Below are 25876 nucleotides of genomic sequence, written 5' to 3'. Positions count from 1 at the left end.
TCACTAGGAAATGTTTATGTCGACCTCTATTCCAATTCTTCCTCTTGCAGCATTGCGCAGACTCATCATCAGCTTTTTACTCTTGAGCCTGATTACCGGTATTCTTTATCCCTTGTTGACGTATGCCCTGGGACAAGGCTTATTTCAAGCAAAAGCCAATGGCAGCCTCATCAACAGCGATGGCAAGTTACGCGGTTCCATGCTGATAGGCCAGGCATTTAGTGCGCCTCATTACTTTTGGAGTCGGCCATCGGCAACTGCCAATTTTGCCAACAATGGCGAAGCTTCTGGTGGTTCAAATTTAGCTCCCTCCAATCCTGCATTTCGTGAGGCAGTTGCTGAGCGCATCGCCAATGTACGCGCCGCGCACCCCGATGCAAAAGCGCCAATTCCAGCCGAGCTTGTGACCACCTCCGCCAGTGGACTTGATCCTCACATTAGCCTTGCCGCGGCAGAATATCAATTGACTCGCGTTGCTTCACAACGGCATATGACAATTGAACAGCTACGTGCTACAGTAAAACGATACACGGAGGAACCTCAATGGGGGATCTTTGGCGAAACGCGAGTCAATGTCTTGGCCCTGAATCTGGCTCTTGATCAAGAACATCCAATTCATCCAGAACCGTCCACGCATCAGTAACCGTATATCAAAGCTTATGCAACGTCCCAACCCTGACCTGCTCTTGCAACAGCTGAAACGCGAAGAAGCGCTGCAGCAGCGTGGCAAATTAACGATTTTTTTTGGAGCATGTGCTGGGGTTGGTAAAACATATGCCATGCTCAAGGCAGCGGAGCTAGAACAGCAACAAGGTCGTTCCGTTTTAATTGGTATCGTCGAAACTCATGGTCGCCAAGGCACCATCCATATGGCCGCACCATTCGAGATCCTGCCTCGCAAAACAAGCAATTACAAAGACAAACAATTATTCGATTTTGATCTCGACGCTGCGCTCAGTCGCGCCCCTGATCTGATCTTAGTGGATGAACTAGCGCACACCAATCTCGCTGGCTCGCGCCATGCCAAGCGTTGGCAAGATATCCAAGAATTGCTAGCAGCGGGCATCGATGTCTACACCACCGTCAACGTGCAACATTTGGAATCGCTCAATGATGTGGTCAGCCAAATCACTGGCATACGCGTATGGGAAACTGTTCCCGATCATGTGTTCGATCAAGCGGATGCGATCAACCTGGTTGACTTGCCTCCCGATGAGTTATTGCGACGCCTCAACCAAGGAAAAATCTATCTCGCGCCACAAGCGCAACGCGCCAGCCAGCACTTTTTTCGCAAAGGTAATCTGATTGCTTTGCGCGAACTCGCTTTACGCCGCACGGCAGATCATGTCGATGGCGCCATGCGCGACTATCGCGAACATCAATCAATACAAGGCGTTTGGCAAGCTAAGGAACGCTTATTGGTGTGCGTTGGCGATGATGATAGTGCCCCACGCCTGATTCGCGGTGCAGCGCGTCTCGCCAATAATCTCAAAGCAGATTGGATTGCCGTTTCGGTTGAAGCTGCACCGACACAAAGTAGCAAGCAAGATCACACAAAACAAAGCAATCGAGCCCTACAACTCGCACAAGAACTGGGCGCGGAAACGACTAAGTTAGCGGGCCAACATTTGGCTGATTTACTATTGTCCTACGCCCGCAGCCGCAATGTCTCAAAAATTGTCTTAGGAAGATCACGTAAAACAGCGTGGCAACGATTATGGAAATCAAGTCTCGCCGCCGAACTTGCCCAGCGATCGACCGACATCGATATTGTCGTCATTGCTCATGATTTAGCGAGCTTTGAAGAAACAAACCACACCACCAGCCCCTCGCGAACGATAGCCGCGGTTGACACTGCGCCAGCGAGTCGCCCGTCTATCCATCGATCTGTCAGCGCTGACTCCAACCACTTTGATGATCTCAGCCTACGCCGCACGCCAAAAACGGCCTACCTGTGGACGATTGCCGCCTGCCTCGGCACCACGCTCATGTCGGCGAGTTTGATCGAGGTCTTCGATCTGGTTAATGTAGTGATGTTTTATCTCATCACCATCGTTGCCATCAGTGTACGATTTGGACGCAATCCGGCAATTCTTGCTTCCTTTCTTAGTGTCGCCAGCTTCGATTTCTTTTTTGTCCCGCCACGTTTTTCCTTCAGCGTCAGTGACGGACAGTATCTGATCACCTTCGCCGTCATGTTGATCATTTCTTTGGTGATTAGTCGCCTGACGTCGAATTTGCGCTTCCAAGCGCAAATCTCACTGTACCGAGAACGACGCACCGAAGCCTTGTACAAACTCAGTAAAGCCTTATCAGCGGCGCTCAGTACGGAGCAAATCGTCGACATCGCCATCGAACATCTAGCACCTGCTTTTCATGCTCACATCGCGATCTTGCTATCAGGGCGCGACGAAAAAGTTCAAGACGCCATACATTCCCAACACGATGGCGCACTCAATGATTACGATCTTAGCGTGGCACAATGGGTATTTGATAACCAACAGGCCGCTGGTGCGGGGACGAACACACTGCCGTCACAAGCTTGCTTATACTTACCCTTACGAGCACCGACACGGATCCGTGGTGTGCTCTTGATCCGCACCGAAAAGAGTGATGAGCTACAACTAGCCGATATTCGCCAATGGCTAGATAGTTGCATCGCGCAGATTGCTCTCGCAGTCGAGCGCGTACACTACGTTGAGATTGCTCAGGAAGTCATGCTGAGCATGGAAACTGAGCGCTTGCGGAACTCCCTACTCTCGGCTCTATCACATGATTTGCGTACGCCCTTGACTTCAATCGTCGGCCTTGCCAGCACCTTACACGCGCAAACTGGTCTATCCAGCGAAAAGCAAAGCGAAATTTCCCAAGCCATCCACGACGAAGCCTTACGTATGAATGGCCTCGTCGTCAATTTACTTGATATGGCGCGTCTACGCTCCGGCAAAGTACAACTGAATCTAGAATGGCAGCCGATCGAAGAGGTGATAGGCAGCGCCCTGCGCTCTTGCAAACATAGCTTGCAAGACCTTAAGGTCGAATTAAAACTGCAAAATCCAAGTCCACTCATCCATTTTGATGCCGTGCTGATCGAACGTGTTCTCTGCAATCTCTTGGAGAATGCTGCTCAATATGGCGGCAAACAAATTCAATTGTCGACCACCATCGAAGAACAACAAATGGTTCTCAGCATTGATGACGATGGTCGCGGACTGCCCGCTGGCATTAATATTTTTGAGAAGTTTTCACGTGGCGAAAATGAGAGTAATAGCAGTGGTGTCGGGCTCGGCCTCGCCATTTGCGAAAGCATCTTAATGGCGCATGGTGGTAAGATATGGGCTGAAAATCGCTACCAAGGTGATCGCTTACTAGGAGCTCGCTTCCGTTTCAGCTTACCAATAGGTAGTGCTCCCGACATGCACGAGCTCGACACCGATTCCGCGATAAGCCACCCCAAAAAATAAAAAGCCCCATGAGTGAATCCAAAGTTCATATCGTTTTGATCGAAGATGAGAAACAAATACGGCGTTTTCTCAGCACGGCGATTGAAAGTGAAAACATGGCAGTGTTCGAAGCAGAAACAGGGAAACAAGGCCTGATTGCCTGCGCCACCCGCAAACCGGACTTATTGATCCTGGACTTAGGCTTGCCTGATATAGATGGACTCGACATCATTCGTGATATTCGAAGTTGGAGCGCTATGCCGATTATCGTGCTCTCCGCCCGCACGCAGGAACAAGAAAAAGTCGCGGCCTTAGATGCTGGCGCAGATGACTATTTGAGCAAGCCCTTCGGCGCCGCCGAACTACTGGCCCGTATCCGTGCACACCTGCGCCGTCGCCAACATCTGCCGCCGGAAAGCGACAATGAAATTAGCTTTGGCGAGATTCACGTCGACTTTGGCAAACGCTTGATTCACCGCGCCGGCAACGAAGTACACTTGAGCCCTTTGGAATATCGCTTGCTATCGGTGCTCGTCAGAAATCGCGGTAAAGTACTCACCCACCGCCAGCTTCTCCATGATGTATGGGGCCCCAACCACTCCGAAAGTAGCCATTATTTGCGGATCTACATGGCAAATTTACGCCAGAAACTTGAGCATGATCCGGCACAGCCTCAGTACTTCATTACTGAGACTGGCGTCGGCTACCGGCTGATCGCATAATGAACAACTTGCTCTTGTTTGCTTCGCGCGGTCGCCACTCATTTCAACAAGCGATGTTGCTTTCGCTTTTGATGGTGGTTTCTTGCGGTCTATCGATGCTCCTTGAAGATTATGTCAGTTTCACTGGCTTGGCCATGATTTATATTTTGGCCATCGTATTGGCCGCCTACTTTCTCGATCGCTATATCGCCATTCTCGCCGCTTTTATCGCCGTCTTATCGCTCAACTACTTCTTTATTGAACCACGCTACTCCTTTCATATCGATCGTTCCGAAAACGCGCTCGCATTGCTAACGATGCTGGTGGTGGCGCTGGTAATTAATCGCCTGACGACGGCCTTAAAGCTTGAGACCGAGTCCGCGCATTTAAATGAAACACGCGCCAAACAATTACAAGAATTGGCGATCACTCTGGCGAATTGTCAAGATCTGCAACGGGCGACAGCAGTTTGCAAGAACGCTTTTCGCGTCGCTTTTCATGGCACGAGTTATCTTGCCTTAATCAATCACCAAGGCGAACTTGATTGTCAATCGATTCCGCTCGAGAATGCCAACGGGCTGCGGGCCTGCATTCAAGAGAAAAGCATCTTAGGCACTGGAACACTGCGGTGGCCGGATCTCAATGCTTGGTATATCCCGCTCGGCGATAGCCATTTCAACCACAACAGCAATCGTGACAGAGAAAATGAGCGCGACAACTTTTGGGGCGCCGTCTGCGTCACCCAAGTCGCGCATTTGGATACTGCTGCGCAAGATCATGCGCGCGCCTTGTGCTCGCTCTTCACCCAGGTCTTAACACGCTTAGATACCGCAGAGGCCGCTGCACGAGCTCACAACGAAGCCGAGAAACAGCAACTACAAAGCACCTTCCTCTCTGCAATCTCGCACGATCTACGCACGCCCTTGGCAGTGGTGGTCGGCGCTGCTTCATCCTTGCAAAGTCAACGTGACAAGCTGAGTGCGAACGAACAGGACAAGCTTTTACATCACATTATCGATGAAGCCAACTATCTCACGAGTGTGACCGAGAATACCTTACAATTCGTCAGACTGAGCTCCTCCACGCCCAATCTCAGGCAGAGCTGGGAAGCGATGGAAGAGATCATCGGTGCCATTGTTACGCGTTTGCGGCGCCGCCAAGACGGGCACAGAATTGCGGCAAGAGTCGAAGAAAATCTGGCGCTGCTGCGGGTAGACCCTGTGCTCATCTCACAATTGATCAGTAACTTGATTGACAATGCTCTCAAATATAGCGAAGGCACGGTAGAAATCGTGGTCAAACAAATGCAACATGGCGCCAATCAAGTGATCGAAGTCGCCGTGAAAGACCGCGGTCCGGGAATTCCATTGCAAGAGCATCAGACTATTTTCGAAGCATACTCTCGCCTTGCTACGCACGATCAATCAAGCCAACGGAGCGCCGGTCTCGGACTCGCAGTTTGCATGGCCATCGCACGGGCTCATCATGGTCAACTGAGCGTCAGAAATCGTCGACAAGGAGGCTGTAATTTTTTGCTGCACCTACCAGTCGAACAAGAACAACCACTCCCCTTGTGAGTCCCATAGGATCAGCGCATGTTGAAAGTTTTGATCGTCGAAGATGACAAAGAAATCCGGACCTTGGTCAAATCCTCGCTCACCATCGAGGGTTTTGATGTCTTGACGGCGACCTCCTTAAGCGAGGCAAGCCAAATACTGCAGCACCAACAGCTTGACGTCCTCATCCTCGATTTAGGCCTACCCGATGGCGATGGCGAAAAACTTGTCAAAGAAGCGCGCGCTCGAACTAATTTACCCATCATCATTATCTCGGCACGCCATCAAGAACAACAAAAAGTTCAGCTCCTTGACGCTGGCGCCGATGACTATCTCACCAAACCCTTTAGCATCCCCGAGCTATTGGCGCGGCTGCGTGTGGCTTTGCGTCACCGCGGCACCAGCGTCAGCGCCGCCATTTTGCATTACCACGTCGATGCGCTCGACATCGACCTCCAAACCCGTCGCGTGGTTTTGCATGGCGAGGAACTGCATTTGACGCCGACCGAATTCAATCTCCTCGCGCATCTCGTCAGACATACGGGAAAAGTCGTCACGCATCGTCAACTGCTGAGCGATGTCTGGGGTCCCGACTTTGTCGATCACACCCATTATCTGCGTCTCTACATGGGACAGTTGCGTGCCAAAATCGAAGCCACGCCTGCCGAACCTCGCTATTTATTGACCGAGACCGGGGTTGGCTATCGGCTCGCCAGCGAATAAAAAATACCAGTTTTTTTCACATCGCCATCCAGCAACAAGGCACCACGCAAAATTCTGCAAAATTGCGCTAGCTAGGCGCATCGCCGAAGACAGTACAAACGTATGGCGAGGCGACAGCAACAACGCTCGTCTGCCCATGCCCAAGGCCGTCCCTTATGCTTTCCTTATACCGGTGTGACTATAGTGAGCACTCCTTAGCTTTTGAATGAAAGAACTATGAGCACAGATGCACAACGCGAAAGCGTCGCCGCCCTGACTTTGGGCGCACTGGGTGTGGTGTATGGCGATATCGGTACCAGCCCGCTGTATACCATGAAAGAAATTTTTGGTCCTGCCACTGGAGTGCCGCTTGATGCGACTCATCTGATTGGCGCAGTTTCGGTGATTTTCTGGGGCTTGATGACGGTGGTCACGCTCAAATACGTGATGTTGATCCTCCGCGCAGATAACAACGGTGAAGGCGGCATCATGGCACTGACCGCTTTAGCCGCGAAAGCTGCCGGCAGCACTCATACGAAACGCGTGGCACTTCTGCTCACCGGCGTCCTAGGTGCGTCCTTGTTCTATGGCGACAGCGTGATTACGCCGGCGATGTCGGTCTTGAGTGCGGTTGAAGGTTTGGAAGTCATTTCCGGCAGCTTTAAGCCTTATGTTTTACCGATTTCGATTGGCATTCTGATCGCCCTCTTCATGGTGCAAAAACATGGCACGTCGGTGGTTGGCAAATTATTTGGACCAATTATCGTCATTTGGTTTAGTGTATTGGCGTGGACCGGTGTGGTCGAGATCGCCCAACAACCAGCCATCTTAGCGGCATTAAATCCGCTCAATGCGATTAAATTCTTGCAAAGCCAAGGCAGCCATGTGTTTGTCGTTGTGGGTGCGGTGGTGTTGGCGTTCACCGGTGCAGAAGCACTGTATGCCGACATGGGCCATTTCGGCAAACGTCCGATTCGCCTCGCCTGGACTGGCTTAGTAATGCCGGCTCTCGCGCTGAATTACATGGGACAGGGCGCTTTGTTGATGCGTGATCCTGCAGCGCTCGAAAATCCTTTCTTTCATTTATTCCCGCAAAGCGTGATGGTCCCAGCGGTAATACTGGCTACAGTCGCGACGATTATCGCGTCTCAAGCTGTGATTTCAGGCGCTTACTCCATGACCAAACAAGCAATGCAATTGGGTCTATTACCACGCATGCAGGTGCATTTCACTTCGGTGAAAGAAGTCGGTCAAATCTATATTCCGAGTGTAAATTGGATGCTTTTGCTTGGCGTATTATTAGCCGTGCTAGGTTTTGGTAGCTCTACAGCGATGGCTGGTGCTTATGGTATCGCTGTGACGGTCACAATGCTGATCACAACCTTACTCACCTTCTTTGTAGTACGTCATGGCTGGAATTATCACATCGCCTTAGCAGTCGGCGCGACCAGTATCTTCCTGGTGTTTGATGGCCTGTTGGTGATCTCTTGCTCAGTCAAAATCTTGGAAGGTGGTTGGTTCCCGCTGGCCTTGGGCGGTAGTATCTTCATCATCATGGCAACATGGCGTCGGGGTCGCGAACTCTTGATCAATCATATTCGTCAAGATGATCCAGAGTTACTGCCCTTCATTACCGCATTGGCCAACGACAGCATGCCACGCGCCGCCCGCACTGCCGTGTATGCTGTCGCTAATCCTGACACTGTGCCGCAGGCCTTAATGCATAATCTCAAACACAATCAAGTACTACACGAGCGCAATGTGATCTTGACCGTGGTGTTCCATGATGTGCCATGGATCCCCTTTGAGGAACGCCTTCAAGTTGAATCGCTGGTAGCGGGTTTCTGGAAGGTGACGGTGAACTATGGTTTCAAAAACACGCCCGACATTCCGAAAGCTCTCAGTATGTGTCATACCGGAGGCTTAGACATCAATCTGTTTGAAACTTCGTATTTCTTGAGCCGTGAAATCGTCGTGCCGACCAAAGGAACTGGTATGGCACACTGGCGTGAGCTTCTATTCGCCTTAATGTCACGCAATTCCCGCAGCGTGGTTGATTTTTTCCACTTGCCGAATAATTGCGTGATTGAATTAGGAACACGGGTGCAAATCTAAAAAGAACAATGCCGAGCGGCGAACATGCTGGCTCGGCATTTTTGACTAGATATTCATCACTCTGCAGAACTCAAATAGCGTATTTTTCCAACTTACTTTTCAAGTTCATTTTTCCAACTTACTTTTCAAGTTTATCAATCGCCAATTTCAATGCATCAAAACAGCGCGGATCAATTGCCGTGTGTAGATTCTCGGACATGATCTCTAAGGTCTTAGGAATCGGCGTAGCGCCGCGATACGGGCGCTCTGCGGTGATCGCATCAAAAATATCTGCGGTGGTAATAATGCGCGTTTCTAAGCTAATCTCATCGCCTTTCAAGCCTCGCGGATAGCCCGTCCCATCAAGCTTTTCATGATGCGCGGCAGAGACTTTCGCCAATTCCGAAAATGCATTAATGCGCGACAAAATCGTCTCGGTATAAGCAGCATGCATCTTCACTTCTTCCCATTCCGAGATGTCGAGCTTACCCGCTTTATCCAACACACTATTGCTTACGCCGAGCTTACCGACATCGTGCAATAAAGCGCCGCGTTTTAGCCAACGACGACGTTCCGCAGACAAGCCCATCGATTCGCCTATCATGTCAGTGTACAAAGCGACGCGTGCACTGTGGCCGCTGGTGTAAGGGCTTTTGGAGTCAACCACCTGACCAAAGGCTGCAGCAATATCATCTAAATAGTCGTCATCAAGTGGCACAACATGCGATTTCGGTTCCAAATTCAAGACAGCTTGATTTACCTCTGATGATGCGAGTACATGCCAGAACTCGGCATCGTCAGCCACTTTAAAAAACGCTTCCACCAATTGTGGATCGAACCATTGCCCGCGACGTTCACGAATTTCCGCCAATGCTGCATCTGCACCATCAGCAGTGTGGAACACATCGACTACTTGTGCGAGCAACGCGATCCGTGAAAACACAGGAATCTCATCGCCACGTAATTGATCAGGACGGCCCTGACCATTATGATGTTCGTCAAGATGATAAATCCCCATCGCCACACGCTCGGAAAAACGTAATAGCCGTGCGATTTCAGCACCACGTTGACAACGTGTCGCGATCAACTCTTGAGCGATAGAACGACCGTCGCGCAAGATCGTCAACACACTACGGAAGCGTTCCGCCAAACCTGCTTTCAAGCCCGTATGTTTGAGCACAAAATGCAGCACTTGTGGCAAGCTGTCACCGACGGTTTTGAAGTCACGCTTGAACTGCAAATCATCGGCCAAATACAACTCACAAATGCGCGCCGCATTACTGCTGCAACCTAAATCTTTCAAGAGCAAGGTGTAATACAAATCCCACAGTTCGTCTTCGGGAAGTCCCAACTCACGACCCACATGCATGCCTATCCAACAGCAACGCACACAGTGCCCGGCTGGCTGCCCTTCTGTGATATCGAGGGCATGACTGAGCGCGCTGATGAGCTCAGACAAGCGCAAATTCATGGGCGATCCATCTTCAGAATTTTTCGTTTCACCGAACTGTCGCAACATAATCTGACCCGCTTCCGTTTGAGTTTGCTTGAGATGGGCAATTCAGAAATGAAGGAAATAAATAAACCTCATTAAACGAAGTACACTTCTCAAGCAAGGCTTTTGTTTAACTTAGCATGAGGATCTTTTCACCATCTCAATCCATGCTACCACAGACTTGCGCAAAAAAAATGGCTGAGTAGACAGTGCTACCCAGCCAATAAAAACAGTGATTTTTACTACAAAGATGTCTTAAAAGCTACTTCCCAACGGCAAAGACAACGGCATTATTTATGGCGTAGACCTTGCCATCAGGTCCAACCGCGGTCGGGGTGTAAGACTCACCCAAACCGCTTGTCAACCGAATTTTCTCGGTTAATTTATTGGTCGTTAAATCCCAACGATAGAGGTTACCGTCTTCGCTATTAACGATCACTGACTTGGTGAATGGATCAACCGCAGCAGTATTCACACACCACTCAATGAATCCACCTGGAACTGCGGGATCAGGTGTTGGCCCCAACATCGTCAACACCTCTTTCATCACTTTGACTGTAGATAATTTGTCGGTCTCTTCAGTGTGTGGATCAATGATCGCAATTTGATTCATGCCATCACCCGAACCAGCGCGTTCATAGTTGTTATATTTGACCATCAACAGATAAGTCGATGCACCTTTGTATGATGGCACTATCGAAGCTGGTACGATCGAAGGCGTGTCATCCCAACCAAATGATCCTGGCGTCTTGCTTTGACTGAGATCAGCATTGAAATGCAAAAGCCAACCGCGCGCATTGTGAGTGCCATAAGATTTTTCAAGCACGCCGATATACACATCGCCATCAGGGCCAACGAGTGGCGACGCAGTACTATCGTCGGAAACATTTGCAGGACCTTTTTCCAGAGGATCAATCAACTGTACCGAACTCTTCAACGCCAAGGTACCACTATCCAAGGCCAGCAAAGAACCTGTTTGACGCGTATTGGCCAGGAAATTATTATTCGCCACCACATAAATCGTCTTGCCATCGCGAGACACCGCAATCGCCGAATTGGTCGCTACTTTCGAAATATTAGTATTGCCTGTGATCGCCGCGGTGGAGACCCAACTCGTTTTACCATCGGAACCAATGCGCGCTACACCACTGACAAGCCCAGCCGGATTTCCTGGTGTCGCAGTAAAGCCAAAGTAGACATTATTGTTAACATCGGCCGTGATCGGTGTATTGATAATGATCGCTGCATCCAAGGCTGTCTTGTTCGCGTTATAGGCGGTATCACCATAAAACACGATTGACTTGGTCGTCCCATTCTTCGCATCAGCATCATCGCGATACAGCACTTTACCGCCCGCACCGGCCGCATACACTTTGTTGTTGGGCGCGATTGTCACGTTGTAGGTGGGTGTCCAGCGATGACTTGGCATCACATAATCGCTTGTTTCAGACCAAATCAAGTCGCCGGTGGCACCATCGCGTGCTTCAAAACGATAGCTCAAACCGGCACTCGTTTTTACTGGCAGAATGACAGTGTTTTTAGCGGTGATTACGGGCGATCCATAGTGCACCAACAAATAGCCTTGCGAAGAATACTGGGGTGCCAAATCGACTGGCGTTTGCCAAGCAATTTTGCCGAAACTTTGTGTCGCGACAGTTGTTACCGCCTCATGCTGCGGATTACCACCGAAACTCAACCATGGTGGCCCGACGACAGTGGTGTTACCATTTCCAGTTCCGGTGCTTGTACCTCCACCTGGATTAGTGCCACCGGTCGAACCGCCATTACTCGGTGCGGAAGAACTACCAGAACCACCACAAGCCACCACAATCGCGGCGGCACACAAAGTCAGCACACTAGTGAACAATAATTTCGATCGACGCTGATTTTTTAAATTGACTAACTTGGAATCAATTTCCGTTTCATTCAGATTATTGGGCTGCGTATTTTTCATAACAATTCACGCTATCTATCTCGAATTTAGAAAACTTTATGAGGATCGTCTGCAGAAGAAATTACGACTTGCTCAGAATTTTTGAGACGCACTTCTCGATGCGACGAAAATCAACTTCGATAGGGTTCAAACAATGTCGAAAACAATGTCCAAACTCTTCTCATTTTTGCTTGTACAGATTGAACTACTTTCCTGAAAATTTCAAGTAAGATATCCCAAAGTACAGGGGTTTTATCCCGACTTTTACGATTACTTACGTTTGAAGCTGCTCCTAAGAAAAACAGACGCTTAAAATGATGGAAGCGACCAACATCGTTAAGATATTTTTTTGCAGCGCAACTTAAAAGACTTACAGTTACATCACCAAGCAATTCATTTTGTTTTGGCGATCACGATCAAAGACAAGACAAACGCCACACCAAAACCTTTTCGCAATGCATCGACTTCTCATCACACTCACGATTTTGCTATGCAGCATTAGCGCTTGCGAACGAAGCACTTCGGATACGGACAAGTCCGTCTCCACCACCAAACCCATGATTGAGAAATTTCTGAGCAACCCCAGCCATCTTGACGCTGGTGGTCGAGCTCATGTCGAGTGGACGACCCGCGCGAAACGTGTGTGGCTTGATGGGGTCGAAGTTGCGACGTCGGGCCAAGCCGAAATCGAAATACGTGAATCACGAAGCATTCGCCTCAAAGCCGAGGATCAAAATGGTGTCATCGTCGAGCTCGAACGCCCGGTGCAGATCATCCAAACTCAACTTGAACGCGGCGATTTTCCGATTTTGTTTGTCACCCAAATCCCACTCGATCATGACAAGAACACGCGCCTGTCGGCGTTTGCCAACCACCGCACCCGTCCACAGGATGTTCCCCGTGGTGGCGATTTAATGTTGTGGTATCCGAATGGAAAAATACGGAACCTGACCAGGGAAGCGGGCTTTGGTAGCGCTGGCTTTCAAGGGAAAAATGCAATCGCCGTCCGCGAGCCACATGTGCATTGGTCGGGTAAAAAAGCGCTATTCAGCATGCTAGTCGGCGCTCCAGAACAGGGTCAAACAACCACAAACAAGTCGCAAGACTATCGCTGGCAAATTTACGAAGTGAGTGGCCTGGAGCCCGGGCAAAAAGCCAACATTCGCAAGATTGGCCAGCAAGATCCCCTGTATAACAATCTATCGCCCATCTACGATGCTGATGACAATCTGATTTTCACATCCGATCGTCCCCGCACTGGATGGCATCACTTGTATCCACAGCTCGATGAATACGAAGCGACGCCCAGCATTTCAGGTTTATGGAAATTGCACCACGATGGCCGTCTACAACTCTTAAGCCATACGCCGAGCGGCGCCTTCCAGCCTATCATTGATCGCTATGGACGCGTCTTGTTCACACGCTGGGACCATTTGCAGCAAGATCAACTCGCCGACCGCGACCGCGACGCACAAGGCAATGGCGTTAAGATCCCTTTCGACTCGTTTAACTACAGCAGCGAAGCACGCGACGCAAACAAGCTACAACATCGCCAAGAAATATTCCCTGAGTCACGCGTCGGCAGCACCAGTGCATATGGTAAGGTCAGCGCCTATCGCAACAATTTCTTCGCTATTTGGCAGATCGATCAAGACGGCGGCAACGAAGAAACCATCAATCATCTAGGTTTGCACGAATTAAGTTTTGGCTATGTGGCGCCAAGCTTCATCGACGATCCCGCACTCTCGCAACTCAAACCCAGCACTGTGCATCAAAATCAAATCCAGATTAAACGCGAAGGTGGACTCTTTCATATTCAAGAAGACCCGCTCCAAGCTGGTCGCTACTTCGCCACCAAAGCACGCGAATCGGGCTCATTCACCAGTGATAGCATCATCAGTTTCGAAGCGCCGCCAGGGCTCAATCCGGAACAGATTAAGTTGACCGCAATTACCCCCTTGGCGCGCAACGACCAATTGATTGAAGGTCGCTTGCGCAATCCTTTGCCTCTTTCGAACGGCAAACTATTGGCTGCCCATACGCCGGATCAATTGCCGCCGGAAGAAAACCACAGCCTGCAAGCTTTACGCCTGCGCTACTTGAAGCGTGGCGAGGATGGTCTGTTTCACCCTGATACCTACCTCACACCAGGCATTCAGAAAAAAGTGCAATGGTGGGATGGAGAAAAACAGCGCAGCTATCAAGGACCATTATGGGAACTTGAAGCGGTCGAGCTTCGTCCACGACCTCGTGCGCGTTCACAGAGCAGTTTTTTAGAAGCGCCTGAACTGACGATCCTCCAACAAGAACAGGTGACACAAGAAGAACTCATCCACTGGCTGCAGGAAAATCAACTCGCGCTCATCATTACCCGCGATCAAACTAGCCGCGATCGCGCCGATCATGAACAACCGCTCAACCTCAAATTGAAAGGCGGAAAACAAACTAGGATGGCCGTCGAGGTAGAAGCAAAAGACGCCCCTCAAACGCAGCCCAAGATCTATGAAATTAGTCATTTCCAAATTCTTCAAGCCGAGCAAATTCGCGCCTATGCAGATCGTCCAGGACGCCGTCACCTGGCACAGGCAATAGTAGATTTTCCGAATGATCGTATCGTTCGCCAGGAAAGTGCTGCTAGCACCAACGCTAAAGCTAGTAAAGAAAATAAGCTCCCAAGCTCAAGCGTACCGATTTTTCCAGACGGTTCGAGTGCCGCCTTCGTCCCTGCTGAACGGGCGCTGACGTGGCAAAGTACGGATGAAAATGGCGTCCCTATCGTGCGTGAGCGGAATTGGGTCAGTTTCAAGTCCGGAGAAATTCGCGTTTGCGCTTCTTGTCATGGCGTCAATCAACGCGATCAAAGCAATCAGCTGGCACCGTTAAATCCGCCAGAAGCTTTGCGTGACTTACTGCAAAAGTGGAAAAAATACCGTCAAAACGCAGCAAAATAATAAAATTTCGTCGATCTTGCTTTTCAGCCCCCTGCACGCACCCAAACCAGGCTCTGGTTGCCTTATAAATTTTCTCTTGATTCCGCTGCTGCAGAGCAAAAACACGGCATTTCCCCTGTGAAAAGCCTTTATAATCAAGGATTTTTCCCTTGCACTATTTTGCAATTATGCAAGCTTGGCGAGAATACAAGACACGACAGACCAAAGACCATGGCACATGTCGGCTTGATTTCAAACTTGGCAGCGTATCTTTGCTCAGCGCAAAAAAGAATGAACCAAGGACTGTGAGTTCTATGCCAGTCCACTCAATGTGAGAATATGAAAGTATTTCGCGGTCTTCCCAATGCTGCTTCGCGTGCGCCTTGCGCTCTAGCGATCGGCAATTTTGATGGCGTACATCTTGGACATCAGGCACTGTTGTCCGAGCTGCGCGCGGCTGCGACACGCTTACAGCTTGATGCTGCGGTGATGAGTTTTGAACCTCATCCGCGCGCTTTCTTTGCGCAGATGATGGGCGACCTCTCGAAAGCGCCTAGCCGCATTGCCAACTTACGTGACAATCTCAGCGCACTCGAAGCGGCTGGCGTTGATCGCGTCATCGTCAAACATTTCAACGCCCACTTCGCCGCCTTAACGCCAGAAGATTTCATCAAGACGATTTTGGTCGATGGCCTCCACGTCAAATGGGTCATGGTCGGCGATGATTTCCGCTTCGGTGCCAAACGAGCGGGCGACATCTACACGCTGATTGAAGCCGGCAAACGCTATGGCTTTGAAGTGCAAGCCATGGAGACTGTTGCCAAACAAGGCGTGCGTGTCTCTTCCTCTGCAGTCCGTGCGGCCTTGGCGGCAGGCGATTTTGAACATGCCCAAGAATTACTGGGACGCCCCTATCACATCTCTGGCCACGTGATTCACGGTCAAAAATTGGGACGCACGATAGGCTTCCCCACCTTGAATGTCCGCATCGCGCATCACAAGCCAGCTGTGATGGGGATCTTCGTGGTGCAAGTACATGGGCTGTCCGAACATCCTTTACCGGCAGTGGCCAGCCTTGGCGTACGCCCTACCGTCGACGATAGCGGCCGCGTCCTGCTCGAAACGCACGTACTCGATCACCAAGTCGATGCCTACGGCAAAGTGGTGCGAATCGAGTTTCTCAAGAAATTACGCGACGAAGAAAAATACATCGACCTCGCGACCCTAACCGCCGCGATACAAGGTGACGCCGATCAAGCCCGTCAATTTTTCCAACAACGCATAGGCTCAGCGACCGATCGAATTTGAAGAACGCTCGGCAGGATCATCAGAAAGATTAAGGAAGAGGATTCAATAGACTTAAACACCGAAGACCTTCAAGTCACGGCATACAGAAATAGATGCGTCATTCCCGCGAAAGCGGGAATCCAGTGACATGAAGCTGTGACCGCAAAAAGACGCTGGATTCCCGCCTACGCGGGAATGACAAGCATCGGAAGCGCAATCGATACCAATAAGCGCGGACATTAAGGCTAAGAAACAAAACCTCATCCACAGAATTCCAAAATTTAATTAAACGAAGAAACATATGTCTAACGAAAAACCAGCAAAAAACGCCGCAAAACCGAGCAGTAAATACCCTGTCAACATGACGGAAACGCCATTCCCTATGCGTGGTGATCTCGCCAAGCGCGAGCCGCAATGGGTCAAGCAGTGGCAAGAGAAAAAGATTTACGAACGTGTGCGTAAAGCCGCCAAAGGTCGTCCACACTTCATCCTGCATGATGGTCCTCCGTACGCCAATGGCGACATCCATATCGGTCATGCCGTCAACAAAATCTTGAAAGACATGATCATCAAAGCGCGCACCATGGCGGGCTTTGACGCACCGTATGTGCCAGGCTGGGATTGCCACGGTATGCCGATCGAAATCCAAATCGAAAAACTGCATGGCAAGAACTTGCCTGTGGCCGAAGTACAAGCCAAGGCACGTGCTTACGCCGAAGAGCAAATCGAACGCCAAAAAGCCGACTTCATCCGTTTGGGTGTCTTGGGTGAGTGGGATAATCCCTACAAAACCATGGCCTTTGGTAACGAGGCCGATGAGATCCGCGCGCTCGGCCAATTGCTCGATAAAGGCTATGTGTATCGCGGTTTGAAGCCTGTCAACTGGTGCTTCGATTGCGGCTCAGCTTTGGCGGAAGCCGAAGTCGAATATGAAAACAAACGCGATCCTTCAATCGACGTTGGTTTCCCATTTGCAGGCGGCGAAGAAAACCAAAAATTGGCGCAAGCTTTCGGTCTAAGCCAACTGCCAATCGAAAAAGGTTACTGCGTGATCTGGACCACCACACCGTGGACCATCCCATCCAACCAAGCGTTGAACATGCATCCGGAAATTACCTACGCCTTAGTCAAGACCGAGCGCGATGGCGAAGCCTGTTTGATCTTGATGGCTAAAGACTTGGTGGAAACTGCCTTTACCAATTGGAATTTGTCGGCTGAGATCATCGCCACTTGCAAGGGTGAAGCTTTATCCTTGCTGAAGTTCAAACATCCATTGGCAGCGATGCACGAAGGTTTTGATCGTTACTCTCCGGTGTATTTGGGCGATTACGTCAGTACCGAAACAGGTACCGGCGTGGTTCACTCGGCGCCGTCTTACGGTATCGAAGACTTTTTGTCGTGCAAAGCGCACGGCATGAAAGACGCCGACATGTTGAACCCCGTCATGGGCGACGGTCGTTATGCCTCATGGTTGCCCTTCTTCGCTGGCATGACGATCTGGGAAGCATCAAAGCCAATCTGCGACAAATTGCGCGAAGCCGGCACTTTGTTCTCCTTGAAAATGTTCGACCACAGCTACATGCACTGCTGGCGCCATAAGACACCGATCATCTATCGTGCGACTTCGCAATGGTTCGCCAGCATGGACAACACGCCAGCCGCTGGCGGTGCAAGCCTGCGCGAGACTGCCTTGGCGGCGATCGAGCAAACCGCCTTCTATCCATCGTGGGGTAAAGCCCGTTTGAACGGCATGATTGCGAATCGCCCTGACTGGACTTTGTCACGTCAACGTCAATGGGGTGTGCCGATGGCCTTCCTCTTGCACAAAGAAACCGGCGCCTTGCATCCACGTACAGCAGAGTTGTTGGAAGTGATTGCGCAGCGTGTTGAAAAAGAAGGTATCGAAGCTTGGCAAAAAATGAGCGTCGAAGAATTGATCGGCGACGAAGCCGCGATGTATGAAAAAAATCGCGACACGCTCGACGTCTGGTTCGATTCTGGCGCGACGCATTACACGGTCTTGCGTGGTTCGCACAAAGAACAATCCGCCTACCCTGCTGATCTCTACCTCGAAGGTTCCGATCAACATCGCGGCTGGTTCCACTCTTCTTTGTTGACGGCCTCTATGCTCGACGGCCACGCTCCTTACAAAGCCTTATTGACACACGGTTTCGTGGTCGATGGCGAAGGTAAGAAGATGTCTAAGTCCAAAGGTAACGTGATCGCTCCGCAAAAAGTGTTCGACACTTTGGGCGCGGACATCTTGCGCTTGTGGGTCGCATCAACTGACTACTCGGGCGAACTCTCGATCTCCGACGAAATCTTGAAACGTGTGACCGAAGCCTATCGTCGCATCCGCAATACCTTGCGCTTCTTGTTGGCAAATACCTCTGATTTCGACTTCGACAAAGATGGCGTAGCGACAGCCGATTTGATGGAAATCGATCAATATGCGATTGCCCACACTGCAGCTTTGCAGAAGGAAATCCTGGCGCACTACGATGCCTATGAATTCCATCCTGTGATCAGCAAATTGCAATCCTTCTGCTCAGAAGACTTGGGTGGCTTCTACCTCGATATTTTGAAAGATCGTTTGTACACCAGCGGTACAACGTCGTTCGCACGTCGTTCTGCACAAACGGCGATCTGGCACATCACCCAAAGTTTGTTGCGCTTGATGGCACCGACTTTGTCGTTCACGGCAGAAGAAGCATGGCAAAACTTCGCTAGCAAAAATGCCTACGCGAACAGCGATGAAACGATTTTCACGACCACGTATTACGCCCTACCAAGCATCGCCAACAGCGAAGTATTGGAAGCCAAATACGCAAGTTTGCGCGCTGTCCGTGCCGACGTCACCAAACAGTTGGAAGAAGTCCGCGTTTCTGGTGCGATCGGCTCCTCCTTGCAAGCGGAAGTGCATATCAAAGCCAGCGGCGAAAAGTTCAAAGTGTTAAGCAGCCTCGGCGACGATCTAAAGTTCACACTGATCACTTCCGCAGCGACGGTAGAAGAAGTCGCCAGCGAAGCCGACGAAATCGTCATTGTCACAGCATCCGCACATCAGAAATGCGAACGCTGCTGGCACTACCGCGCCGATGTGGGTGTCAAACCAGAACACCCAACCTTGTGCGGTCGTTGCGATAGTAATTTGCACGGTGAAGGTGAAGCACGGAAGTTTGCGTAAGTAGAACTATGCAGTATGCAGGGCGGGTGCAACCCGCGCCGCCATGCCATAGGGCACCTGAGCAGCGCGGGTTGCACCCGCCCTACGAAAAACGACGATGTCATTCCCGCGGAGGCGGGAATCCAGAGTCTTTTGATGTACCGCGTACGACACTGGACTCCTGCCTGCGCAGGAGTGACAGCGATGAGAAAAATGTAGTGCGATGGCAACCGAGCAGCGCGGGTTGCACCCGCCCTACGAGAGAACAAGTCCCCTCTCCCGCTAGCGGGAGAGGGTTAGGGTGAGGGAAGTTCACACGCCGATAAAGAGATTCAGACCACAGTCATTCGATGAACCTGCTCGAAATAGTCGAATGGCACGCCATCGAAGTTCACTGATTGGTCCTGAATGAAACCTATCGAAACCTGAACCGCCCTCATCCCCAACCCTTCTCCCGCCTGCGGGAGAAGGGAGATTTAGAAAATAGACATCAGCAAAAACAAAACTATGGCGACAAAAAAAACCAATACTTTCTCCAGCAAATCAGGTTCCTCTGGCGGCCTCTTCGGCGTATGGCTTGGCCTCGCCGCGATTGTGATTTTGCTTGATCAGATTTCTAAGATTACGATTGAGCGTACCTTCGAATATCGCGAGTTGTATCCCGTCACCTCGTTCTTCAATTTGACGCTTCACTACAACCCAGGCGCAGCCTTTAGTTTTCTCGCCACAGAAGGCGGCTGGCAACGTTATATGTTCACCGCAATCGGCGTGGTAGCATCCTTGGTCATTACGTATTTACTCAAGAAAAACGCGACAGAAAAATTGTTCTGCTGGTCTTTGTCTCTGATCATGGGCGGCGCGATTGGCAATGTGATTGACCGCGTACTGTACGGCCACGTCATCGATTTTCTCGACTTCCATTACAAAGACATGTACCACTTCGCTGCGTTCAACTTAGCCGATAGCGCGATTTGTTTGGGCGCAGCTTTGTTTATTTTGGATGAGCTTCGAAGGGTTAAGAAATAATTGATTAAAACCCCTCAGCGTTGAGGTGTTTTAAGATCGGCGTCTCGGCGTTGAGGCGTTTAAAAAAAGATTCAAAGGTCACATCATGACATCAAGACTCGCTGGTAAAAAAATCGTGCTTGGCTTAACCGGTGGCGTTGCTTGCTACAAGGTTGCGGAGCTATGTCGCTCGCTCGGCAAACTGGGCGCGACCGTGCAAGTCGTCATGACGCAAAGCGCGACGCAATTCATCACGCCGATTACGATGCAGGCTTTGTCGGGCAACACGGTGTACACCGATCAATGGGATGCGCGCATTGCCAACAACATGCCGCACATCGATTTAACACGCGATGCCGATGCTATTTTAATCGCGCCCTGCAGCACTAACTTCATTTTCAAACTCGCTCACGGCGCCTGTGACGATCTACTGTCGACCCTGTGTATCGCACGACCACGCAGCGTCCCTCTGCTGATCGCACCAGCCATGAACGTCGAAATGTGGAGCAATCCCGCCACACAACGTAATGTTGAGCAAGTCAAACGCGACGGCATCCAGGTGTTTGGCCCCGCCGCTGGCGACCAAGCCTGCGGAGAAACCGGCATGGGCCGCATGCTAGAACCCGACCAAATCTTGGCGGAACTCGAAGCTGTATTTCAAGCGAAACGCCTCGCTGGTAAACGCGTCTTAGTCACGGCCGGACCAACCTTCGAACCGATCGATCCGGTCCGTGGTATCACGAATTTATCATCAGGAAAAATGGGCTATGCGATCGCCCAAGCCGCATGGGAAGCCGGTGCACATGTGACCTTAGTCTCCGGCCCCACTGCCCTCGACCAACCTTATGGCGTACAACGACAAGCAGTGCAAACCGCCCAACAAATGCACGATGCAGTGATGGCGCAAGTGGCATCACACGATATCTTCATCGCCGTCGCAGCCGTCGCCGATTGGCGCGTAGCGAATGCCAGCGATCAAAAAATCAAGAAGACAACTGACAGCGATACACCACAGCTGCAATTCGCCCAAAACCCCGACATCCTCGCCAGCGTCGCTGCCCTACCGCAAGCACCGTACTGCGTGGGCTTCGCAGCTGAGTCTGAAAACCTACTCGAATACGGCGCCGCCAAACGCCTCAAGAAAAACATCCCACTCTTGGTCGGCAACATCGGCCACAACACCTTCGGCAAAGATGAAAACGAATTAGTGTTATTCGACGCGAACGGACATCAAGCCTTAGCCAAAGCAGACAAGCAAACTTTGGCACGGCAGTTGGTGGATGAGATTGCAGCCAGAGTCTAAACCCCTGAACACAGAGGCACAGAGGTTGGGAGAAAAGCACGAGCAAAACAAACATCCGCCGATGCGTCATTCCCGCGAAAGCGGGAATCCAATGTCGATTACCGTCTAAACGTGGATTCCCGCTTTCGCGGGAATGACGATTTAAACAGTATTAAATGAATTATTACATCGCCCAAAACATGAAAAACATAGACCTCAAAATCCTAGACCCACGCATGAAAGATCAACTGCCATCTTATGGCACACCCGGCAGCGCCGGTTTGGATCTGCGTGCTTGCATTGACGAAGCCATCACCATTCAACCGGGCGAAACGGTCTTGATTCCGACCGGCTTGGCGATTCACATTGGCGACCCCGCCTATGCAGCGATGATCTTGCCGCGCAGCGGCATGGGCCATAAAAACGGTATCGTACTCGGAAACTTGGTCGGCTTGATCGACTCAGACTACCAAGGTCAATTAATGATCTCGACTTGGAACCGCGGTCAGAACGCGTTCACCTTAAACCCCATGGAACGCCTTGCACAATTGATCATCGTGCCGGTGCTGCAAGTCGGTTTCAACATCGTCGAAGAATTCGGCGAAAGCGAACGTGGTGAAGGTGGTTTTGGAAGTACGGGAAAGCATTAATGAACGAAAGCCCTTCTCCCGCGAGCGGGAGAAGGGTTGGGATGAGGGAAGTTTAGCAAGGCAAAACTTTTATTTGGCTACAACGATCGAGATACAAGCCCAACAAACTTTGCAGATTTCTGAATCACCCTCACCCCTGCCCTCTCCCGCTTGCGGGAGAGGGAGTGAAAAACGGTAAACCTTTAATTTGTAGATGAAAATGTAGGGCGGGTGCAACCCGCGCCGCCAAGCCGTTAAGCAACACAACAGCGCGAGTTGCACCCGCCCTACGGTACTAAAGCCCTTCTCCCGCAAGCGGGAGAAGGGTTGGGATGAGGGAAATTCAGCAAGCTAGAACTTTTGTTTGACTGCAACGATAGCGAAACAAAACAAATAAGCTTCGCAGAATTCTCAATCACCCTCACCCCTGCCCTCTCCCGCTTGCGGGAGAGGGGGCTAAAGAACGGTAAACCTTTAATTTGTAGATGAAAATGTAGGGCGGGTGCAACCCGCGCCGCCAAGCCGTTCAGCACCTGAGCAGCGCGGCTTGCACCCGCCCTACGGTAACTACGGTAGCGCCCAATGAGTTGAAATCAGGTTGAGCGCGCACTGCACTTCCGCTTCTAAATCGCCAATGCTGCTCAACAGAAAATGGAAAGAGAAAGTGTTGCTGTTTGAGCGAAGCGAGTTTCAACACTTTCCCATTTTATGTTGTGCAGCATTGGGAATCCGAAGGACGATTTAGTGCGGTCGCCTTTTTTGGGTTACCTTTTTTGGCGATACAAAAAAGGTAACTAGCTGTCGGGCTACTCCCGACCTGCAAAGGTTCAGAAACAATAAAGGCTTTAGGAGCAGCACTTGATTCACAAAGCCGAGAAAATACGATTGAAGAAACAAAGCAACACCCAAGCCTCTTTTAACAAAAACTGAGGCAAACACCAACCAACAAAATTGGTTTTAACGGTGCAAACGGCTATCATATGCGCCACAAGAGATTTCTGCGGTATTAACCAAACAGGTCAATTCCCACATCTCGCTTAGAAATGGAGAAAAAAATTATGGCAACATTTAGCGTCAAAGACGTTCTGAACGGCAAAGCCCCAAGTGACAGCAGCGTCACCGTACAAGGCTGGGTGCGTACCCGTCGTGATTCCAAAGCAGGCGTATCTTTCCTCGCCTTAACCGATGGTTCCTGCTTCGGCAGCCTGCAAATCGTCGCCCCGAATACCTTGAGCAATTACGAGAACGAAGTCTTGCACTTGACGGCAGGTGCCTCTTTCTCTGCCACGGGCATGATCGTGCCATCCCAAGGCGGCGGCCAAAGTTTTGAGATGCAAGCAGAACGCGTTGACGTGATGGGCTTGGTGGAAGATCCAGATACTTACCCCATTCAACCAAAACCACACAGCATGGAATTCTTGCGTGAAAACGCGCACTTGCGCCCACGCACCAACATCATGGGCGCCGTAGCCCGTACGCGCCACTCGATCGCCCAAGCGATCCACCGCTTCTTCCACGAACAAGATTTCTTCTGGGTCAATACACCGATCTTGACCGCTTCCGATTGCGAAGGCGCAGGTGAAATGTTCCGCGTATCGACACTCGATATGATGAACTTCCCAAAAACACCAGAAGGAAAGCCAGACTTCTCAAAAGACTTCTTCGGCAAAGAAACCTTCCTCACTGTTTCTGGCCAATTGAACGTCGAAACCTATTGCATGGCTTTGTCCAAAGTCTACACCTTCGGCCCAACCTTCCGCGCAGAAAACTCCAACACCAGCCGTCACTTGGCTGAGTTCTGGATGATCGAACCAGAAGTCGCCTTCGCCGACTTGGCAAAGAATGCCGACCTCGCCGAAGCGATGCTGAAATACGTGTTCACGGCCGTCTTGAACGAACGTGCTGACGACATGGCCTTCTTCGAAGAGCGCGTCGAAAAAGGCGTGATCGCGAAACTGCAAAATATCATCGCCAAACCATTCGTACGCATGGACTACACAGAAGCGATCAACATCTTGCAAAACTGCGGTCAAAAATTCGAATACCCAGTGTCATGGGGTACCGATTTGCAATCCGAACACGAACGCTATTTGGCTGAAAAACACGTCAACGGCCCAGTCGTTTTGCAAAACTATCCGAAAGACATCAAGTCCTTCTACATGCGTTTGAATGATGACGGCAAAACTGTTGCTGCGATGGACATCCTGGCTCCAGGCATCGGCGAAATCATCGGCGGCTCACAACGCGAAGAACGCCTCGACGTACTCGACGCCCGCATGGCAGAAGTCGGCCTCGCACCAGAACCATACTACTGGTACCGCGATCTGCGCCGCTACGGCACAGTACCGCACGCAGGTTTCGGCTTAGGCTTCGAACGCGCTGTTTCCTACATCACTGGTGTGGGTAATGTCCGCGACGTAATCCCATTCCCACGTACTCCGGGGAATGTGCGCTTCTAAGAGTTTGGTTTGAGTTGGAATAATGAAGGGCGACTTTTGGGTCGCCCTTTTTTGTTGGTAACTATGATCACATCATGTTTTTTCAATTTTGGTTACATACTCTTCTCATCGATTTTCTGACACTCCAAACTCACTTCGAAAAATATCTGCCTTTGATTGATGATCTACTTCGAATATGTTAGCTTGACTTTTTTCACTTGACTACTAGTTACTCAACATGAGAATCTCCTGCGCTGATTTCGAGAAAGAGTTCGACCAATACCGAGAACACTTAAGGAAAGAAATTCACTGCCTCATAGATAGCGTCTCAGTACTCAGACAAATATCCGATCACACACATGATTATCTTAACGAAATCAACCTTGCTCCTGGGTTTTTCCGCGTAACGGAGGCAGCCCTTTTCAGCACTGTGATCATGTGGGCAGATAAGCTGCTTGATGAGAAAGGTCAAAGAGGATTATTCAACTTCTTGACGTTTGTCGAGTACAACCGAGTGTGGCTTTCAACCAAGGAACTTCAGCGCCGCAGGTCTTACGCTGACGATCACTGGATGCTAAAAGATCGAAAACAAATCACTTCGAACTCAATCAATGAAGATCGTCAAAAACTTAGATCGCTCGCTGTATTGCCTAGCATCAAACTCCGTCGGGATAAATATCACGGTCACTTTGATAAAAAATATTTCGATGATAGATCGCTCATAAGAGTAGAAGCGGAGATTATTTGGGGTGATATCGAGACGGCTGTTGATGCAATGAGTTCCATACTTAATAACTATTCTTCAGACTTCGACGGGTCATTCTTCTCATGGAACGCTCCAAATGACCTCCGGCGGTTACTTGACTTCGCTCGCCGTGGCTCCGAAAAAACGGACTAACCTTTCGACCTCACGACCTTCCCTATCTTCAGGTTCACAAGGCCAACATGAAACTTCTATGACAGGTAAGAGTAAAGTTTTGTCCTTGGTGAGTTCCCGAGCATTCACTCATTTTAATGGCACAGTGGAGCACCTTTGGTTATGGTACTGTTTTCGATTTAACCTTTAAACGTACTTCGTTTACGACCTGCACTTTAATACGCAACCTAGCATCGGCTCTGTTTGACAAGGCAGTAAAGAAACCATTCAAATGTGAAGCAAATCAAACTTAATATTAATAATCACAATCGAGCTGGTATGAGACAATATCTGAACTC

At 50.3% G+C, this 25876-nt stretch carries 16 protein-coding genes; 14 read left to right on the top strand and 2 right to left on the bottom strand.

Annotated elements, in window-relative coordinates:
• Positions 1 to 16 precede the first annotated feature (16 nt).
• The 6 genes from kdpC (at position 17) to RF679_RS06145 (ending at position 8517) form a co-directional block, all read left to right on the top strand.
• Positions 17 to 643 carry a potassium-transporting ATPase subunit KdpC gene (gene kdpC / locus RF679_RS06170; protein ID WP_309483343.1) on the top strand — a complete coding sequence of 209 codons (627 nt, stop codon included), beginning with the start codon at positions 17 to 19 and terminating at the stop codon, positions 641 to 643.
• Positions 644 to 659: 16 nt separating this feature from the next.
• Positions 660 to 3464 carry a sensor histidine kinase KdpD gene (locus RF679_RS06165; RefSeq protein WP_309483342.1) on the top strand — a complete coding sequence of 935 codons (2805 nt, stop codon included), beginning with the start codon at positions 660 to 662 and terminating at the stop codon, positions 3462 to 3464.
• Between the two features lie 8 nt (positions 3465 to 3472).
• Positions 3473 to 4165 carry a two-component system response regulator KdpE gene (kdpE, locus tag RF679_RS06160; protein ID WP_309483341.1) on the top strand — a complete coding sequence of 231 codons (693 nt, stop codon included), beginning with the start codon at positions 3473 to 3475 and terminating at the stop codon, positions 4163 to 4165.
• Positions 4165 to 5721 carry an ATP-binding protein gene (locus tag RF679_RS06155; RefSeq protein WP_309483340.1) on the top strand — a complete coding sequence of 519 codons (1557 nt, stop codon included), beginning with the start codon at positions 4165 to 4167 and terminating at the stop codon, positions 5719 to 5721. The genes kdpE and RF679_RS06155 overlap by 1 nt, the downstream gene beginning before the upstream one ends.
• Positions 5722 to 5739: 18 nt before the next feature.
• Complete coding sequence (locus RF679_RS06150) at positions 5740 to 6423, top strand: response regulator (RefSeq protein WP_309483339.1); 684 nt, start codon at positions 5740 to 5742, stop codon at positions 6421 to 6423.
• A gap of 216 nt (positions 6424 to 6639) precedes the next feature.
• Positions 6640 to 8517, top strand: a complete 1878-nt coding sequence (locus tag RF679_RS06145) for a potassium transporter Kup (protein WP_309483338.1) — start codon at positions 6640 to 6642, stop codon at positions 8515 to 8517.
• A gap of 118 nt (positions 8518 to 8635) precedes the next feature.
• On the opposite strand, the gene RF679_RS06140 is transcribed toward RF679_RS06145, so the two are convergent.
• Both RF679_RS06140 and RF679_RS06135 read right to left on the bottom strand, forming a co-directional pair.
• The gene (locus tag RF679_RS06140) at positions 8636 to 9967 is read right to left on the bottom strand and encodes an HD-GYP domain-containing protein (protein WP_309483337.1); all 1332 of its coding nucleotides are present in this window, start codon (positions 9965 to 9967) and stop codon (positions 8636 to 8638) included.
• 286 nt (positions 9968 to 10253) lie between these two features.
• Positions 10254 to 11945, bottom strand: a complete 1692-nt coding sequence (locus RF679_RS06135; RefSeq protein ID WP_309483336.1) for a hypothetical protein — start codon at positions 11943 to 11945, stop codon at positions 10254 to 10256.
• 434 nt (positions 11946 to 12379) lie between these two features.
• On the opposite strand from RF679_RS06135, the gene RF679_RS06130 reads away from it, so the two are divergent.
• The 8 genes from RF679_RS06130 (at position 12380) to RF679_RS06095 (ending at position 25559) form a co-directional block, all read left to right on the top strand.
• On the top strand, positions 12380 to 14875 hold the full coding sequence (locus RF679_RS06130) for an HzsA-related protein (RefSeq protein ID WP_309483335.1): 2496 nt from the start codon (positions 12380 to 12382) through the stop codon (positions 14873 to 14875).
• A 318-nt stretch (positions 14876 to 15193) separates the two neighbouring features.
• Positions 15194 to 16162 carry a bifunctional riboflavin kinase/FAD synthetase gene (locus RF679_RS06125; protein ID WP_309483334.1) on the top strand — a complete coding sequence of 323 codons (969 nt, stop codon included), beginning with the start codon at positions 15194 to 15196 and terminating at the stop codon, positions 16160 to 16162.
• 280 nt (positions 16163 to 16442) lie between these two features.
• Positions 16443 to 19328: an isoleucine--tRNA ligase gene (ileS, locus tag RF679_RS06120; protein ID WP_309483333.1), complete on the top strand. Its 2886-nt coding sequence runs from the start codon at positions 16443 to 16445 to the stop codon at positions 19326 to 19328.
• A 486-nt stretch (positions 19329 to 19814) separates the two neighbouring features.
• Positions 19815 to 20333 carry a signal peptidase II gene (gene lspA / locus RF679_RS06115; protein WP_309483332.1) on the top strand — a complete coding sequence of 173 codons (519 nt, stop codon included), beginning with the start codon at positions 19815 to 19817 and terminating at the stop codon, positions 20331 to 20333.
• A gap of 85 nt (positions 20334 to 20418) precedes the next feature.
• Positions 20419 to 21615, top strand: a complete 1197-nt coding sequence (gene coaBC, locus RF679_RS06110; protein ID WP_309483331.1) for a bifunctional phosphopantothenoylcysteine decarboxylase/phosphopantothenate--cysteine ligase CoaBC — start codon at positions 20419 to 20421, stop codon at positions 21613 to 21615.
• Between the two features lie 179 nt (positions 21616 to 21794).
• Entirely contained in the window at positions 21795 to 22244 is a 450-nt protein-coding gene (gene dut, locus RF679_RS06105) for a dUTP diphosphatase (RefSeq protein WP_309483975.1), read from the top strand.
• A 1037-nt stretch (positions 22245 to 23281) separates the two neighbouring features.
• Entirely contained in the window at positions 23282 to 24682 is a 1401-nt protein-coding gene (gene asnS / locus RF679_RS06100; protein ID WP_309483330.1) for an asparagine--tRNA ligase, read from the top strand.
• A gap of 217 nt (positions 24683 to 24899) precedes the next feature.
• Positions 24900 to 25559, top strand: a complete 660-nt coding sequence (locus tag RF679_RS06095) for an AbiU2 domain-containing protein (RefSeq protein ID WP_309483329.1) — start codon at positions 24900 to 24902, stop codon at positions 25557 to 25559.
• The last annotated feature ends 317 nt before the right edge of the window (positions 25560 to 25876 follow it).

It is taken from the genome of Undibacterium cyanobacteriorum, from assembly GCF_031326225.1.
Lineage (GTDB): Bacteria > Pseudomonadota > Gammaproteobacteria > Burkholderiales > Burkholderiaceae_D > Undibacterium > Undibacterium cyanobacteriorum.
The sequence above is the reverse complement of the archived record's forward strand: the minus strand, read 5'-3'. Positions and strand labels throughout refer to the sequence as shown.